The sequence below is a fragment of the Paenibacillus sp. JDR-2 genome, from assembly GCF_000023585.1.
Classification (GTDB): Bacteria; Bacillota; Bacilli; order Paenibacillales; family Paenibacillaceae; genus Pristimantibacillus.
This window is the reverse complement of record NC_012914.1, coordinates 1892515-1908685: the sequence shown is the minus strand read 5'-3', so window position 1 is coordinate 1908685 and position 16171 is coordinate 1892515. Positions and strand designations below refer to the sequence as shown.

Annotated in this window: 10 protein-coding genes; 2 read left to right on the top strand and 8 right to left on the bottom strand. The window is 48.1% G+C overall.

Annotation, left to right across the window (positions count from 1 at the left end; translation table 11 throughout):
* The first annotated feature begins 188 nt into the window (after positions 1-188).
* Positions 189-1520, top strand: coding sequence for an LLM class flavin-dependent oxidoreductase (locus PJDR2_RS08390; RefSeq protein WP_015843234.1), 1332 nt, complete (start codon positions 189-191; stop codon positions 1518-1520).
* An 80-nt stretch (positions 1521-1600) separates the two neighbouring features.
* Here the strand turns inward: PJDR2_RS08390 and PJDR2_RS08385 are convergent, their stop codons facing one another.
* The 6 genes from PJDR2_RS08385 to PJDR2_RS08360 all read right to left on the bottom strand — a co-directional run bounded on the left by PJDR2_RS08385 (position 1601) and on the right by PJDR2_RS08360 (position 11275).
* Positions 1601-3742, bottom strand: coding sequence for a family 16 glycoside hydrolase (locus tag PJDR2_RS08385; RefSeq protein WP_015843233.1), 2142 nt, complete (start codon positions 3740-3742; stop codon positions 1601-1603).
* Positions 3743-3977: 235 nt separating this feature from the next.
* Complete coding sequence (locus PJDR2_RS31830) at positions 3978-6170, bottom strand: sialidase family protein (protein ID WP_015843232.1); 2193 nt, start codon at positions 6168-6170, stop codon at positions 3978-3980.
* Positions 6171-6188: 18 nt separating this feature from the next.
* The gene (locus PJDR2_RS08375; RefSeq protein ID WP_041614130.1) at positions 6189-7019 is read right to left on the bottom strand and encodes a carbohydrate ABC transporter permease; all 831 of its coding nucleotides are present in this window, start codon (positions 7017-7019) and stop codon (positions 6189-6191) included.
* 31 nt (positions 7020-7050) lie between these two features.
* Positions 7051-7938, bottom strand: a complete 888-nt coding sequence (locus PJDR2_RS08370; protein WP_015843230.1) for a carbohydrate ABC transporter permease — start codon at positions 7936-7938, stop codon at positions 7051-7053.
* Positions 7939-8019: 81 nt separating this feature from the next.
* Positions 8020-9375 (bottom strand): ABC transporter substrate-binding protein, encoded by a 1356-nt coding sequence (locus PJDR2_RS08365; RefSeq protein WP_015843229.1) that lies wholly within the window; start codon positions 9373-9375, stop codon positions 8020-8022.
* 196 nt (positions 9376-9571) lie between these two features.
* Positions 9572-11275, bottom strand: coding sequence for a glycoside hydrolase family 2 protein (locus tag PJDR2_RS08360; RefSeq protein ID WP_150106629.1), 1704 nt, complete (start codon positions 11273-11275; stop codon positions 9572-9574).
* A 276-nt stretch (positions 11276-11551) separates the two neighbouring features.
* Here PJDR2_RS08360 and PJDR2_RS08355 point away from each other — a divergent pair, with 276 nt between their 5' ends.
* The gene (locus tag PJDR2_RS08355) at positions 11552-12670 is read left to right on the top strand and encodes a GntR family transcriptional regulator (RefSeq protein WP_015843227.1); all 1119 of its coding nucleotides are present in this window, start codon (positions 11552-11554) and stop codon (positions 12668-12670) included.
* 64 nt (positions 12671-12734) lie between these two features.
* On the opposite strand, the gene PJDR2_RS08350 is transcribed toward PJDR2_RS08355, so the two are convergent.
* The gene (locus PJDR2_RS08350; RefSeq protein WP_015843226.1) at positions 12735-13919 is read right to left on the bottom strand and encodes a sialidase family protein; all 1185 of its coding nucleotides are present in this window, start codon (positions 13917-13919) and stop codon (positions 12735-12737) included.
* A gap of 747 nt (positions 13920-14666) precedes the next feature.
* Positions 14667-16018 (bottom strand): IS1182 family transposase gene (locus PJDR2_RS32375; protein WP_085982383.1). Its coding sequence is split into 2 segments (ribosomal slippage): positions 14667-15451 and positions 15451-16018, totalling 1353 coding nucleotides; the frame shifts between segments, so codons are not numbered across the junction.
* Between the last annotated feature and the right edge of the window lie 153 nt (positions 16019-16171).

Sequence of the window (16171 nt, the reverse complement as noted above, 5' to 3'; positions counted from 1 at the left end):
ATTCAGCGAAGGGGAAGTACTTAGTTTCCAGACATCTGGTCAACTTCAAGATCATTTATTAAATTCATATTATTCCGATGTGCTTTTATTAATTTAATCCTTTTTTCATAAGGTGTCAATATCTTCCCAAAAAGGAAACTTATAATTATACTATTCACATATAAATACTTATATTTGGGAGGCTTATCATGAGTACTGCAACACGCCAAATGAAACTATCGGCTTATCTGGTCGGCACCGGAATGCATGTCGCCTCATGGAGACTACCTCAGGCACTCGCCGGCGCCAGCATTGACATCGACTACTACAAGAAGCTTGTAAGAACAGCCGAAAAAGGGAAATTCGATATCGCATTTCTTGCAGACAGTCTAGCGATCAATGAAGTTTCTCATCCCAACATTCTAAACCGTTACGAACCGCTCACCCTTATCGCCGCGTTGGCGGGCAGCTCGGAGCAAATCGGCATTGTCGCCACAGCATCTACCTCCTACATCGAGCCGTTCAACCTCGCTCGTCTGTTGATGTCCGTTGATCATATTAGCAAGGGCCGGGCTGGCTGGAACATCGTCACGACCCGCGATTTATCTGGCAACACTGCGAGAAATTTCGGTGCCGAGGATCATCTTGAGCATGGATACCGCTATCGAAGGGCGAGTGAGTTCCTGGAAGTGGTGCTGGGTCTGTGGGACAGCTGGGAGGACAATGCTTTTATTCACGACAAGGAGAGCGGAGTGTTCTTTGATCGGAACAAGCTTCATCGGCTCCAGCACAAGGGAGAATTCTTCTCGGTAGAGGGTCCTCTGAATATCGGGCGTTCCCCCCAAGGACGACCCGTACTCGTTCAGGCCGGCGTCTCCGATTCCGGGCAAGAGCTCTCTTCCCGGATAGGTGAAGTTATCTTCTCGATTAAGTACGATTTCGATGATGCAAAGGCATACTATGATACCTTCAAGAACAAAGTGGCTGCCGCCGGACGGAATCCGGACCAAGTTCATATTCTGCAAGGCATCTCTCCTATTATCGGCTCTACGGAAGAAGAAGCGAGAGAGAAGAGAAGCCGGCTCGAGTCCCTCATTCCCGAAGAGACCGGCATCGGTTTTCTATCCGATTATTTCCAAGGCTTCGTCGATTTCACCGGCTTTGCGCTAGACGACCGGGCCAAGAATGCCGGACTGGATCGCCTCCCGATGACCAAAACCGACTACTTGAAACATCAGCCGATTATCTCCCGGATAAATCCGACACTTCGTGAGGTTTACTCCCTGCTCACCGGTTCGTTCAGCAATGACCATCTGGTTGGTACCCCGGAGAAGATTGCCGACACTTTAGAGTACTGGTTCCGAAACCGCGCTGCTGACGGCTTTATGCTGATGGCGCCTTCGTTACCTGACGGATTGGAGGATTTCGTCGAGCAAGTCGTCCCCATTTTGCAGAAGCGAGGCTTGTTCCGGTTGGATTACACCGGCTCTACCTTGAGGGAGCATCTTGACCTGCCGTTTCCGGCAAACCGTTATACTTGATCTCGCACTACCGAGGAAGCGAAGGCGATCTATTCCTTTTATTAATTGGAATGATCGCCACTTTATTTTTATTCGTTGCTTTAATACACCATAAGACTCTCAAAGCTTACATTGTTGCTGAAACCTCCGCGCAGACCAATCGCACCGTTCTTGAAAGCAGAATCGTTCGCATCAATCTTCAGCGTATTGTTCACATATACCTGCATCCGGTTGCCCGTAATAACAATCTTCAGGTTATACCAGGTGTTAGCGGCGATCGTAACCGAAGCGCTGCCTAGCTGCGTGAAGGAGTTGTTAAAGCGTCCCAGCCATACATTACCCCCCGTATCAATCCCTGCGCCATAGCCTTTAAAGGAATCCGCGCCGCTGCCCGGATTTTGTACATTCCAGATCAGCCCGACTTGCCCGCTATCATTAATTCGGACATCCGCTTGCAAAGTGTAAGACTCGCCGTTAACGAGTGGACTAAGAACAGTCTTAGGAGCAGTGCCGGAGTTTACATTGTAAGTTCCACCGGAGAAGCTCCAGGTACCATCGTAATTTGTCCAGCCCGGATTTGTTGTGCTGCTGAAATCATTCCAGTACAGGAGTGGCGTGACAACGACATTATCGAAGGTCGAGCTGTTGCCGAAGCCGCCGCGCAGGCCGATTGTTCCTTTCACGTAGGAGGTATCGGTCACATCCAGCTTTAACGCGCCATCAAGGAAAACTTGAATGCGTCCGTTAACTTTTACAACCTTCAGGTGATAGGAAGTTCTCGTTGCAATCGTAGCGGATGCACTGCCGAGGGAGGTAAAATTATTGTTGAATTTTCCAATCCAGACGGAGCCGCCGGAATCAATACCTGCTGCATAGCCGGTAAAGCTGTCTGCACCCGTACTTGGCGAAGAGGCGCTGAATATCAAGCTCGCCTGCCCTGCGTTATTCAGCTTCACATCCGCTTCAACAATATGATTGACTAATGAAACATAGGGATCCACCATCGCCTTATCCCCGTTAGTTGCTGTAACGGAATAAGCACCACTCGCTACTGACCAAGTTCCACCGTATTTGCTCCAGCCGTTATCGTTGCCATCGTTGAAGTCATCGGAGAACGTGCTCTTCACACTCATATAGCCAAGCTGCACGCTGTGACCGCCTCCGGGCCGTGCTGCGGAATTCATAACGGCAATTTCGTTAGGTCCCGTCTGATACACACTCGCCCACAAGCTGCTGGTCCATGGGAAAGTATCATTCTTATACCAGCTAGTTCCGTAATCATTACTGAAAGAGAGAGCGTTGCTGTTGGAGACGATTGCCAACCTGCCGTCACTCATCGATAGAACATACGGTGCGCCAAGCTGATCCGGGACCAGACTTCCTACTCCACTTGACCAAGTGTAACCGTCGTTTGAGATTTTGCTATGAATATTGCAAGAATCTGTCCCGCACACCTCAAAGGTTAAAATATACTTCCCGTTTGCCATCTTGGTCCATACCGGCATCCCAGGTCGCGCTCCCGAGTTGGTAGGATCCCATGCTGCGAAAATCTCATTTCCCCAAGTTGCGCCGCCATCGGTAGAGATTTTCTCCGAGATAATCTGGCTGTACGAAGGCGATTCCGTCACATGCTTCTCATTGGCGTAAAATACGGCGAGCCGACCGTCCGCAAGAAATCCCATATGCGGTTCGTAAACACCTTTGTCCGGACTGCCGAGACTTCCAGCTGTTCCGTTATTTTCATCAATCGTACTGAGCTTAGACCAGCTTGCTCCAAGATTTGTGCTTTTATAGACCGGTAACCGGTAAGATTCCTGCCAGCGTACGGAACGGGCAGCCATTAATATATCGCCGTTTGGCAGCTGCACCATTTGCCCGTTATCGAGATCTCTTCCCGGATCAGAGATGGTTGCGATATCCGTCCAGGTGACACCGTTGTTCGTACTTTTGGACACGCGAAGCTTGGTGCCGCCATTCGCGTCGTTTGTATACCCGTTGTTGTCATATATCGTATAAATCGCCAGCCAATCTCCATTGGACAATTTAAGCATTCGTCCATATTCAGAACCGAAAGCGCCCGGATGTATGCCTCTTGCATCGGTTCCAGCATCTGTGAAGGTAGATAAATTATTGATCGTAACCGTACTTGTAGAGGCTGCAGGCCCTCCTGCCGCGGACGCTAAACCCGAGAACAGCACCAGCACCATAATCAAAGACAGCATCGTTAATACAAGCTTCCTCATTATGAAATCCTCCTTTTGCTACCCCGCTTTAAGCTGAGTAGACTGTTAATGTTCGTACAAGCCAATTTAGTCTCTAACCCGCTTTACGCCCTGCTCACCTCCCGATAAACCGCTTTCAAAAGTTATTATATGGGCATGACTGAAGTGGATATAGACTAAGCTTAGGCTAAATGAAAGGCTGATTACCGAAAAAAAAAGAGCATGCAGCCTAACCGGTCTGCAAGCTCTAGTCCTATTATTCCAATTGTCCGATGCACATCTGAATGTTATGTCCACCGCTCTCACGCGCCTCCGAATTAAGCAGAAGGAAGCGATTGTCCTCAAGCGCATATAAGCTTGGCCATAGATGACCTGTGAACGGCTTAGGCTCAATGGTATACCAGGATTGGCCATCATCCTTGCTCACAGAGATGACACCCGAATTTGAGGTCACCAGCCAAGTGCCATCCTGCAGCTGCTCGAAGTACGGACCTCCATTCTGTTCAGGAACCAGCGTACCATTGCCCGCTTCCCAATGAATGCCGTCATTTGAGATTTTGTAAGTAATTGCTGCAGATACGCATTGATACATAACAAGATGAACAACCTCAAGAACCACGATATAGCGGCCGTCCTGCAATCTTGCCCATACCGGCATTCCCGGGCGGAGATGAGGGCTGGCCGGATCCCAAGCTACCCAAATCTCTTCTCCCCATGTTTTACCTTCATCTTCGGATATCTTCTGCGAGATGATCTGGCTGTAATAAGGCGCCTCAATGACATGCTTTTCATTAGCGTACATCACGGAAAGACGACCATCTGCCAGACGGTAGAAATGAGGCTCATAGACGCCCTTGTCCGGATTGCCAAGGCTGCCCGGCGAACCGTTCATCTCGTCAATCGTCGATAAGAACGCCCAGCTTCGGCCTGCATCCGTGCTTTTGTATACATGTAATTGATACGATTCATGCCACCTTACAGAGCGGCAGCTCAACAGCAAATCGCCATTATCGAGTTGAATCAGCTGACCATTATCCAAGTCTCTCGCCGGATGACCGAGCACAGCAATCTTGTCCCACGACTGCCCTTTATCTTGGCTAATCGCAAACTCCAGCTTATTGCCACCGCTCGCATCAAACGTATACCCGTTATTGTCATAGATCGTATAGACGGTGAGCCATGATCCATCCTGCAGGAAAACCATACGGCCATATTGCGAGCCGAACTTGCCTGGATGACCATAACGCGCGTCTACCCCAAGATCTTCAAAGACCGGAATATCATGAATAAGGACAGGCTTCTCCCAAGTTGCTGCAATCGTTCCTCGAGCTTTCATAGAGTCATCTCCATTTCTATTACTGTCGTTCCGTTTGCCGGTCAGACTACGGAATAATTGAATCTCTTCATGCCTGTAAGGGGTTCCGTCCGGCTTATAAAGGTCATGCTGCCAAGCGCTGAAGTCCAGATCCATATGCATAATCCAGTCCCAAGGCTCATGAGTTTGCGTCTTCCCGTTTACCAGACCCCAATGGAAGCAGGCAATGCCTTCCTTCTGATAGAGCGGCAGATGCTCCTTCACTTCATTACGGAAGGGACGATGCAGCCATTCCGTCATAAACAGAGGGCGCTCGTATGCTTTGAATGCTCCTATTAGCTGCTCGGAGCGCTCAACCGGGCCATAATAATGGATCGATACAACGTCGGATAATTGTACAGCCCGCTCCTCGATTAAAGTAAGCTCCCCTGGACGACAACGCTCGAAATAGTCATGGTAAAAATCCCATGGCGCTGCCGTGAGCGGCTGAACGGGCTCCATCTCGCGCGCCCAGGCAAATGCCGCTTCCATGGCCTCCAGACTCTTGTTTACATTGCCGTAACCACCCGAGCCGGAGTTACCTGGTTCATTCCAAATATCCCAGGCAAGAATTCGCGTATCCCTCCGGTATTTGCCGACCATTTCTTTCACAAACCGCTCCATATCCGGCCAATTCTCTCGATTGTCCGCCATATGATAGCTTGGATTGACGGAGTGCTCCATCTTTTTCGGCGGATGTCCGCCATGATGGCCCGGAACCGGCTCAAGCTGCTTGCCGAAACGCGGCTTTCGCCCCGTGGCAAATTCAACCGGACCTCGTCCGCAGTCATCGAAAAAGATCGGCATCAGCTTAATGCCATAAGCTTCAATTAAATCGAGAAAAGCGTCAAAACGCGACATAAAGCCGTCATGCTCATGTTTCCATACCTCATAAGGAAGCAGCATACGTATGCTGTTAATCCCTGTGTAAGCGGCAAGCGCCAATTCTTTTCCGATAACGGCTCGGACCTTATCATGGTTGTACGCCTGCCAAATCTCAGTGATACCGATGCAGCTGCCAGGGACATAATTACAGCCGACGATCCAGCCTTGTTCAAGGTACCAGTTCCATGCTTTTTTCTTAGACCAGATCAAGTTAATCCCTCCGAAACATTACTTGATTCCCGTCATCGCAATACCGCTGACGAAGAATCGTTGTGCGAATAAATAAGCGACAAGCGTTGGAATAGAGGCTAGCAGCAGCCCCGTCAGCACAAAGCTGTAATCGGTCCCGTACTTGCCGGCGAACAAAGCGATTGCCGCCTGAATCGGCCTGAACTGCTCGGAGTTCGTCATCAGCAGCGGATACAGCAGGTCATTCCAGTTACCCATGAAGATAAACACGCCAAGCGTAACAAAAGCCGGTTTACAGAGCGGCAGCATGATCTGGAAGAAGATCCTAAATTCGCTTGCTCCGTCGATTCTTCCGGATTCCTCCAGGTCCTTCGGAAGCGTAAGGAAAAATTGCCTCATCATAAAGATGCCGAAAGCATCTGCCGCCCTTGGAATAATAAGCCCCTGATACGTATCAATCATCCCCAGCTTATAGATAATCAGGAACAGGGGAGTCATTGTAACCTGGAATGGAATCATCATCGTACAAAGAATAAGAATAAACAGCACGTTTCTCCCCTTGAACGGCAGCCTGGCGAATGCATATCCAGCAAGCGAATTCAAAAATAGGGCGATGGCCACAACGGAGCAAGAGAAGACCAGAGAATTAAGGAAATACCGGGCAAACGGTACCTCCGACCAAATCTTTGTATACGTGCTGAAATCATAATGTGCCGGCAGAAGACGCTGCGGCGATCCGAGCACTTCTCCCATAGATTTGACCGATGTACTCGCCATCCAAATAAACGGGAATAGCGTAGCGACCGCAAGGGCAAGCAGGAGCAAGATGATGATCCAACGGCCCAGGTCGATGCTTTTTCGGCGATTCATTGTGGAATCCACTTCTTCACTACCTCCCTCGTCAGAAGTTTTGTTCGGACTTCCGTCCCATCCGCAAATTAATCATCGTAATAATCAGAATAAGGATGAAGAGCAGAATGGCACTTGCGATCCCAGGCCCAATTTCGTTAGTCACGAACGCTTTATCGTAAATGTACTGCACAATAGTTTCCGTTTTGAACATTGGCCCACCCTTAGTCGTTACATATACCTGGTCAAACACCTGAAACGAACCGATGATGGAGGTAATGACAACAAAAGCTATGGAAGTTGCTATGGACGGAAGCGTAATTCGGAAAAACATAGCCGTTCTGCCTGCCCCGTCAATCTCAGCCGCCTCGTACAAGCTTTCTGGTACGCCCTGCAGAGCAGCAAGCAGGATGATCATTGTAAATCCAAAGCTCTTGTAGACACTGATTAAAATAATAGCCGGCATAGCCCAAGTCGTATCATTAAACACATCAACAACAGGCAGACCAACCTGGCGCATTAGCGCCGGGACGATGCCGATATTAAAGTCGAACATCATCGCAATTGCCATAGCAACAATCGTCATCGAGCACACAACAGGAAGGAAGTAGACCGTACGGAATACGATATTCAGACGGGACCTCTTATTAATCGCAACGGCAACGAGAATGCTCAGTACGATCTGCAACGGAACATTGCCGACAACGAAGTAGATCGTATTTTTCAGGCTGTTCCAGAAACGGTCATCCTCAAGCACCGCATGGTAATTGTCAAAACCGATGAATTTAAAATTCTGAAGCATGATATCAAAGCTGAACAAGCTCGAAATCAGTGAAAACAAGAGCGGAACAATGACAAATATCGCCATAACCACCAGGCTGGGCAAAACAAACAAATAACCGACAGCGGACTTATTCCAAGCAAGTGCCTTCCATTTCATAGGCGTCTCCTTTCCTCAAACAAAGGGATGGGGAAGCCCGGGCTTAAGCCCGGAACTTCCCTTCTATCCCTTCCGGTTTGATTATCGTTCCGTAGCCAAAATCTTATCAAGATCAATGGATGCTTGATCCAGCGTACTTTGAACATCGGCTTTCTTAATCAGGATTTGATCGAAGTACTTTTGGAACACTTCCGTCAGGATTTTGCTGGAATTCGAAATACCGACCAGCCATGGTTGACCGATGTCAGCCGATTTCATAAAGATGTCCAGATCCGGATTGGCTGCAAGAAGGTCCGGATCACCAGCAAGGTCGGTACGTACCGGCGGGAAGCCGATCTTCGTAGACCATTCCTTCTGCGTATCCTTCTCAAACCACCATTGAGCGAATTTATAAACGGCGTTCTTCACCTTCTCATCCTTCGCGCCTTTGCTCGTCAGGTGCATGGACAAGCCCGAGCCGAAGGTCACTTGCTTCGCGGGGCCAGCGGGCATAAGAGCAATGCCGTAGTCGACTTTAGCCGCTTTGAACTGAGGAGACATCCATGGGCCATCGTACATCATGCCAAGCTTGCCGGAAGCAAACATCTTGAGGTTATCGCTGTTAGGAGCGGGGGAGACCTTTTTATTGATGGCCAGATCTGCCCAATATTTCACAGCCTCTACAGCCTCAGGCTTGTTGATCAGCGACGTTTTGTTCGTATAATCGATTACGTCGCCGCCGTTCGCCCACATCATCTGAGCAAGGTATACCCAGCCGGAGGAGATGGTCATACCGTATTGGCCTTTTTTCGGATCAGTCATTTTGACAGCCCAGTCCGCCATTTCATCCCAAGTGGTTGGCGGCTTCTCTGGGTCAAGTCCTGCAGCCTTCACCATATTCTTGTTGTAGTAAAGCGCGTGAGCGAAGTAGTTCATCGGGAAGCCTATGAAGTGATCTTTATAATGAAGCAGTTGGTCGTAGCCTTTTGGTAACAGGGAGGTATCAATCATGTTGTTATCATAAAAGTCGTCTACGGGAGCAAGTACGCCAAGATCCGCATATTTGGCGATATTCTCAGGACCAAATGCGATAAAGTCAGGTCCTTGACCGGAGGCGGTTGCCGTCGTCAGCTTCTGATAAAGGACGTCCCAGCTCATAATCTCCATCTTGACTTCAACTTCATCCTGCGACTCGTTGAACTTCTTAACCAGCGATTCCAGCACCGGGCGGTCCGAACCGGAGAACCCGTTCCAGTACGTAATAGTAACCTTACCCTCAGGTTTTGCATCCGGCTTCGCTGTTTCCTCAGCATTTGCTGGTGAAGCCGATTCTGTATTCCCTGCCGGTGCATTGCTACTGCTGCTAGAATTGTTGCCATTCCCGTTGCCGCATGCTGAAGCGATCAGCAGTGTGGCGCACATGGTTACCAACCAACTGCCCCGTTTCCATCTCTTCATAGAATTAACCCTCCTGCTTCTTTTTTGTAATCGCTTACTTACAACTTAAGTATAAGATTCGGGATAACCTCATTCTATAATAAGCTTAGTATGAAACTTTCTTTTCGCCTTTGATAATCAGTCGGTTGAGCCGCACTTGGGTCTATAAAAAACAGGAATAATTAGTATAGCTTAGTACATATACTGATCTCTTAATTTATTGGCCAAGTACGATCGAACGGATCGTCTCGAGCGGCAGCTTGGGCTTCCGATCATAGGTTAATAGGCCGTTGATTTCCTGCTCGACATCCGTAATTTGCGTATAGCAGAAGCCCTGTACAAGAGGTGAACGCTGTAGCGCGCTGAAGACCGCCCTAAGCCTCTTCTCCAAGTCCTCCTCGCTGTCAGCTCCGGAGTAACCCCAGCCTTCCCATTCCCCCCGCTGAAAGGAGATACCGCCAAACTCGGTGACAAGAACCGGCTCTCCTGCGTAAGCATACCCGCCAACATGCATCTCTCTCTTCTGAGGAGCATCCGTTGCTCCCTCAACGGTGGAGTAACGATCAAGCAGAACGCCTTCACGCCACTCGTAATCGTGAACGGTATACAGATCGGATTTGACATGCTCCCAGCCATCATTGGATATAACAGGCCGGCTTGCATCCAATGACTTGGTCAGATGATAGATCGTCATAGCGTGATGCTGCTGCTGCTCATCAATGAGAATATTAGGAACGCCCCAGCTCTCATTAATCGGTACCCATACTACGATACATGGATGGTTATAATCGCGACGGATCGCTTCCTGCCATTCCTGCGTCATTCGTTCTACATATTGCTCGGAGTAGGCGTAAGCATTAGCCATCTCCCCCCATACAAGCAAGCCTAGCTTATCGCATAAATGGAGGAACAACGGATCCTCTATCTTCTGATGCTTGCGCGTCCCATTGAAGCCCATCGCTTTAGTCAGCTCCACATCCCTCTTCAAAGCCTCGAAGCTAGGGGCGGTCATAATTCCCTCGGGGAAATAGCCTTGATCTAGCACAAGTCTCATATAGTAAGGCCTGTTGTTCAGACATAGCTTGCCGTTCTCAACCGATATTTTACGCATACCGAAATAGCTGGTGACCTGATCGACGGGTTCCCCGTCCACCTTTATCGTAAACTCGACATCATATAGATTAGGACGCTCGGGAGACCACCAGCGGCCAAGTCCATGGTCATTATAATCATGCAGGGCAATCGTTCTGGTTAAGATCGAATGCGTAAGCTGATGCTCTTCTTCTGCAGCCAGTTCTTCGCCAAACGTAATTCTAGTATTAAGCGTTACCTTGCCGGCTGCTTCGTTCAGACCCTCTGCAAAATATTGAATTCGAATCTCATTCCGGTCGATATCCGGATCAAATTTCACCCGCTGCAAAGAAACGGACGGCAAAGCCTCGAGCCACACCGACTGCCAGATGCCTGTTGTTCTTGTATAGAAAATAATCTCGCTCTTTTCCTTCCAATACTGCTTTCCTCGCGGCAAAGTCACATCCCGGCTGTAATCCTCAGCCCGGACCACAATTTCGTTTTCTCCTTCGCGCAACGCAAGTCCAATATCGGCCGAGAACGGAGTATGTCCACCTTCATGCTTGGCTACCAGCACGCCATTAACCCACACGGAGGCGCTATAATCAACCGCTCCGAAATGAAGCATCAGCCTGCGGTCTTTCCAGCTCTCCGACAGCTCGAAGGCTCTGCGGTACCAGACGATATCATGGAATGCCGTTTCTCCAATTCCGCTAAGCTCGCTTTGATAACAGAAAGGCACATTAATTTTTCTCGAGAAGGAATGACTTTTGTACCACCCTTCTTTCATGCCGACGTTCTTATCGTCGTACTCGAAGTCCCATTCCCCATTTAGACTTAACCAATCCATACGTTTGAACTGCGGTCTGGGATATTCCGTTCTAATCGCTTCATTTTTCAATTTAATTACCTCCGCTCCTAATTGCTCTTGTGCGCAGCGTAAATGCTGAATGCGCTTTCTATAAGCGATATTAGCATACAGAGTTTAGGGCGGATTATTATATACTAAACTTAGTATATTTTCGGAAATTACTGAAAATTTAAGCTTTGACAATGCCGTTCATTCACCCATATGATAATATTAACAATTTTTAGGTTAGTATATTTTTTATAGGAGATGGCTCATATGAGCAATAAGAAATCATCATTGGCAAATGATAAATCTACCCCTTTGTACAAGCAGATCGCTATCCATTTGAGAGAACAGATCATGTCCGGCAAGCTTCGGCCTGGCGATCGCGTTCCTTCTGAGAAAGAAATCGCAAGCTATTTCAATGTCAGCCAGATTACCTCCAAGCAGGCTTTATCTCTCATGAGTGACGAGAATCTCGTCGTTCGAATTAAAGGGAAAGGGACCTTTGTCGCCGGGAGAAATGGCACAGATATTTTGCAGTCGATCCATTCCGGCTTTAATGGCATCGTCGGAATTATTTTCCCATCGATTACAATGCCCATTGAAAGTATGCTGTTCTTCAAGGTGCAATCGGGCCTTCATGAGAGAGGCTATCAGACGCTCATTCGGGTAACCGAAGATATTATGGATAAAGAAGTCGAAGCGATTCGGATGTTCCAGCTGTTTGGCGTGCGCGGATTTATTGTCTTCCCGGTCATGGAGGAGAATTACAACGAGGAGATACTGAAGCTTTCACTTAATAGATTTCCTCATGTGCTTGTCGACCGCTATCTGCCCAGCATTACGAACAGCAGCGTTAATTCCGACAATATCTATGGCACGATGGATGTTGTCGACTACCTGCTGGGCGAGGGGCATCAGCACATCGCGCTTATTACCCAAGCGGATTCCAACACGAATACCCGGGAACGCGAGACTGGCTTCGAGAACGTATTCCTGGAACGGGCATTGCCGATCGATAAGAAATATTGGCTCTACCTCAAACGGAATACAAAGCATGATGATGAAGGGCTAAAGGAGAAAATAAAGGTGTTCTTCCAGACGTATCCGGAGATTACCGCTGCTATTACGATTGATACCGTTCTCGCCCGGCTTGTGTATGCTTCGGTCTATGAGATTGGCAAGCAGATTCCGGATAATCTTACTCTCGTCTCCTTCGACGATCCCAAGCTGCCTTTCGTCCCTTACATTGAGCAGAACATTCCGGCCATAGCGGACAAGGCTGTCGAGATGATCATTCAACAGATGGAGGGCACCTACACGCCGCGGCGCGAGACAATCCCCGTAACTTTCATTCGGGATGTCCGGTATCCTACGCCGGAAGGACTGTAACTGAAAGGATGCAAAAAGCCGTTCACCCTCCATTAGGAAAGCGAATGGCTTTTTTTGTGCTCTATTACTGTGAACCAGCAGGTTGCTTCATGATCTTCCCGAACTTAATCTCAACCCGATGACCACCCTGTTCACGCGGAGTAGAGTTAACGGAAGCAATTTCATTTGCTCCAGTCTGATAAAGACTTGGCCATAGGTACTGCGGGAATGTGCCGCTCCACGGTGCAACCGGATTCAGCTCCCAGCTTGCCCCCTTATCCAGGCTAGTGGAAACCTCATTCGAATTGGATGTCAGAATGAGGCTGCCATCCTTCAAGGCGGTGACATACGGTCCACCGGATTGAACCGGCACCTGAGTCCCGATCCCAGGCTCCCAGGTCTTGCCGTCCTCCGAGTTCTTCACAAATATATTGCAATTATTAGTGCCGCAAACCTCAAAAGTGACTATATACTGACCATTCTTCAGCATGCTGGTAATCGGCATGCCCGGTCTTGCCGCAGCATCATCTGGCATCCATGCGACGAATATTTCCTCGCCCCAGGTTTTCCCGTTATCCTTCGAGATTTTCTCAGAGATAGTCTGGCTATACGTAGGCGTCTCCGTTACATGCCTCTCATTGGCATAAAATACAGCTAAATCGCCATTATCTAGCATTTGGAAGTATGGCTCATAGACCCCTTTATCAGGATCTCCCAGGCTTCCTCGCGTACCTTCATTAGCATCAATCACACTGACCTGCTTCCAGGTGCGTCCCTTATCCGTACTCTTAAATACGGGCAACCGGTAAGACTCCTGCCATCTGACGGACCGGCTGGAGAGCAGCAAATCGCCGTTCTTAAGCTTCACAATTTGCCCATTATCCATATCTCTTCCCGGATCGCTAATGGTAGATATAGCTTTCCAGCTTCTCCCTTTATCCTTGCTTATAGCGACTTCCAGAGATGTCCCTCCCTTATCATCCTCGATATACCCTTGATTGCGGTATACCGTGTAGACGATCATCCACTCTTTATCGGATAACTTAGTCATTCTGGCATACTCAGAACCGAAGGTGCCTGGAGAGACGTTACGGGCATCCACGGAAGCGCTCTCAAATAAGGGATCGTCATTGACAACAACCGTGTTCTCTTCCCATTCAATCATAAAACGTGTTGGCGGTTGATCATCATTGGCTGCACTGCAGGCACTCAGCATGGTCATAGATACAAACAGAAATAATATAACCAGCTTTAATAAAGTTTGCTTCACAACAATTAGCCCCCTATAGTTGGATTATCCATACCTGCGTTTTATTGTAAACACTATACTATAGGGGTTATATACTAAGCTTATATGTTATTGGTGCGGACTAATGCCTCGCTTTCTCACCCGTTGCAATAGCTTTAAATTCAGACACTAAAAGAATATATTATCTACCCGGTAAATAAGATTTTGAGTGGAGCCAAGGAGGATCCGACTGCGCTCTGCTTGTCTTCTCATCATGGGATGTCTGAATCTTTATTGAAATGGCTGACGAGGGCCGACTGCGGTCACGGCAGCATTACCAATAAGCCCGCTAGTATCGATTCCGGTAGCCATGTAAAATACAGTGTCCCCGTCACCTTGAATACGCACCGGGGAAATCGCCCGCGCCATGACTCAGCTTTGTCTAGGTTGGCAGTGGTTGCGATAACAGCGATGGTTGTGCTCCTGCTCTGGGTCGAGATGGGCATTGTAAGAATTGCCCTAGCTTGGTTCACGAACTTACCATCAGGCTCGAACGCCCCAGCTATGATATGATCATATGAAGTTCGAATGACCCAACCGGCAGTCAAAACTTTTGAAACGAATAATATTGTTGAGCCATAACCTTATCTGATACGAATAAGCAAAGAAGCCACAGTTTTGTGGCTTCTTTGCTTCAGATTGTAGAGAAACCCCACGTTTTCTTAAAACGTGGGGTTTCTCTTTTTGTTTTCTGTGAGTAGAACGAAGCGACGCAAGAGGCTACCCCTCTTACGCCCTCCTTTCCAGGTGGAGGGCGATCTTTTTCATGTTCTGCACCGCAGCGGTCATCAACGCTTGTTCCATCACGTTGCTTAACCCCCGCAAACGGCAATAGCGAAACCCGTGGAGCTGTTTGGCATCCGCGAAGCTTCGCTCTATGGTTTCTTTTCGTTTACGGTAAAGCTTTTTGCCCGACTTGCTTAGTCGGTTCATCCTCACGTTTTCTTTACTGTCCTCCCAAATATGTCGGGTAACCATTTTCTGTTTGTTAGCGGAACGCGTGCATTGCTGCAGTATTGGGCATGCTGCGCATTGCTTTGGATCAGACGCGTAGTGTCGGTAGCCATGCCGATCTGTCGTCCGGTAAGTCAGTTCTTGTTGCTGCGGACACACATACAGATTCCGTTCTGCATCATAAGCAAACTTCCATTTTGGTTGTAAGCCTTGCGTTGGATGAAATCGGCGATGGGCAATCACGCCAAAGATTTTACGATCTTCTAATCCTTTGCAAATCGGTGTTGTTAAATAGCCAGAGTCTAATGCAACAGCTTCTACTTTAAATCCAAAACGCTGACGTTGGCGGTCCAGACGAAAAAGATAAGGAACAGAATCATGGACGTTACCGGCGGTGACGAAGACATCGGTAACAAGGTTGTACTTCATATCAACTGTACGGTGATCCAAGTAAAAGAAACCTTCTGGCTTGCCTTCTCGGTACATATAACCGCTGTCAGGATCAGTCGTACTAACTTTTACCTCTTTGTCTTCATTCACCTCCTTCCGTGGTTTTAGCGCTTTTTTCCTTGCTCTTTACGTTCTGCTTCAACAGCTGCATTGAGCTCATTCACATAATCTCGTGTGTTTTGCTGTACTTGTTCTCTTGTGTATTTATGTTTATTGGCATTAGCTTTTACATGGGTAGAGTCAGAAATAAGCACACGTCCGCCAATCATCCGATGTGAGATCGCTTGCAGCACGATTTCATCGAAAATATCTTGGAAAACAGAAGTATCTTTGAATCGTGTTCTACGATTCCAGCTAATCGTTGTGTGATCTGGAACACGGTCTGACAGACCGAGTCCAAGAAACCAACGGTAAGCGAGGTTGGTTTGAACTTCGCGTTCCAGTTGGCGCTCCGAACGAATGCCATAGAAGTAACCGAGAAAAATCATTTTGAAAAGTACAAGTGGATCAATGGCTGGACGACCATTATCTTGGCAGTAGAGGTGACGTACTTTCTCATCAATGAAAGAAAAATCAATGTACTTATCGATCTTGCGAAGCATATGGTCAGCAGGCACCAAGTCTTCAATGGAAACCAGCTCGTAGTTTTGTTGTTTGTCTCGATTAGAACGCAACATAACGACACCATCCGTTTCTATTAGATACTAATATTATACTATATTAACGCGGTGTCGTATTGAATTATTTGAACATAAAGAAGGCTGTCGAGACTTTCTCGACAGCCTGAAGCAAAGAAGCCACAGTTTTGTGGCTTCTTTGCTTTTCATATC

What these genes read in the sequence shown, in the direction of transcription:
- PJDR2_RS08390 (WP_015843234.1), top strand. Translation starts at nt 189, where the DNA reads ATGAGTACTGCAACACGCCAAATGAAACTATCGGCTTATCTGGTCGGC.
- PJDR2_RS08385 (WP_015843233.1), bottom strand. Translation starts at nt 3,742, where the DNA reads ATGAGGAAGCTTGTATTAACGATGCTGTCTTTGATTATGGTGCTGGTG.
- PJDR2_RS08375 (WP_041614130.1), bottom strand. Translation starts at nt 7,019, where the DNA reads ATGAATCGCCGAAAAAGCATCGACCTGGGCCGTTGGATCATCATCTTG.
- PJDR2_RS08370 (WP_015843230.1), bottom strand. Translation starts at nt 7,938, where the DNA reads ATGAAATGGAAGGCACTTGCTTGGAATAAGTCCGCTGTCGGTTATTTG.
- PJDR2_RS08365 (WP_015843229.1), bottom strand. Translation starts at nt 9,375, where the DNA reads ATGAAGAGATGGAAACGGGGCAGTTGGTTGGTAACCATGTGCGCCACA.
- PJDR2_RS08360 (WP_150106629.1), bottom strand. Translation starts at nt 11,275, where the DNA reads ATGGATTGGTTAAGTCTAAATGGGGAATGGGACTTCGAGTACGACGAT.
- PJDR2_RS08355 (WP_015843227.1), top strand. Translation starts at nt 11,552, where the DNA reads ATGAGCAATAAGAAATCATCATTGGCAAATGATAAATCTACCCCTTTG.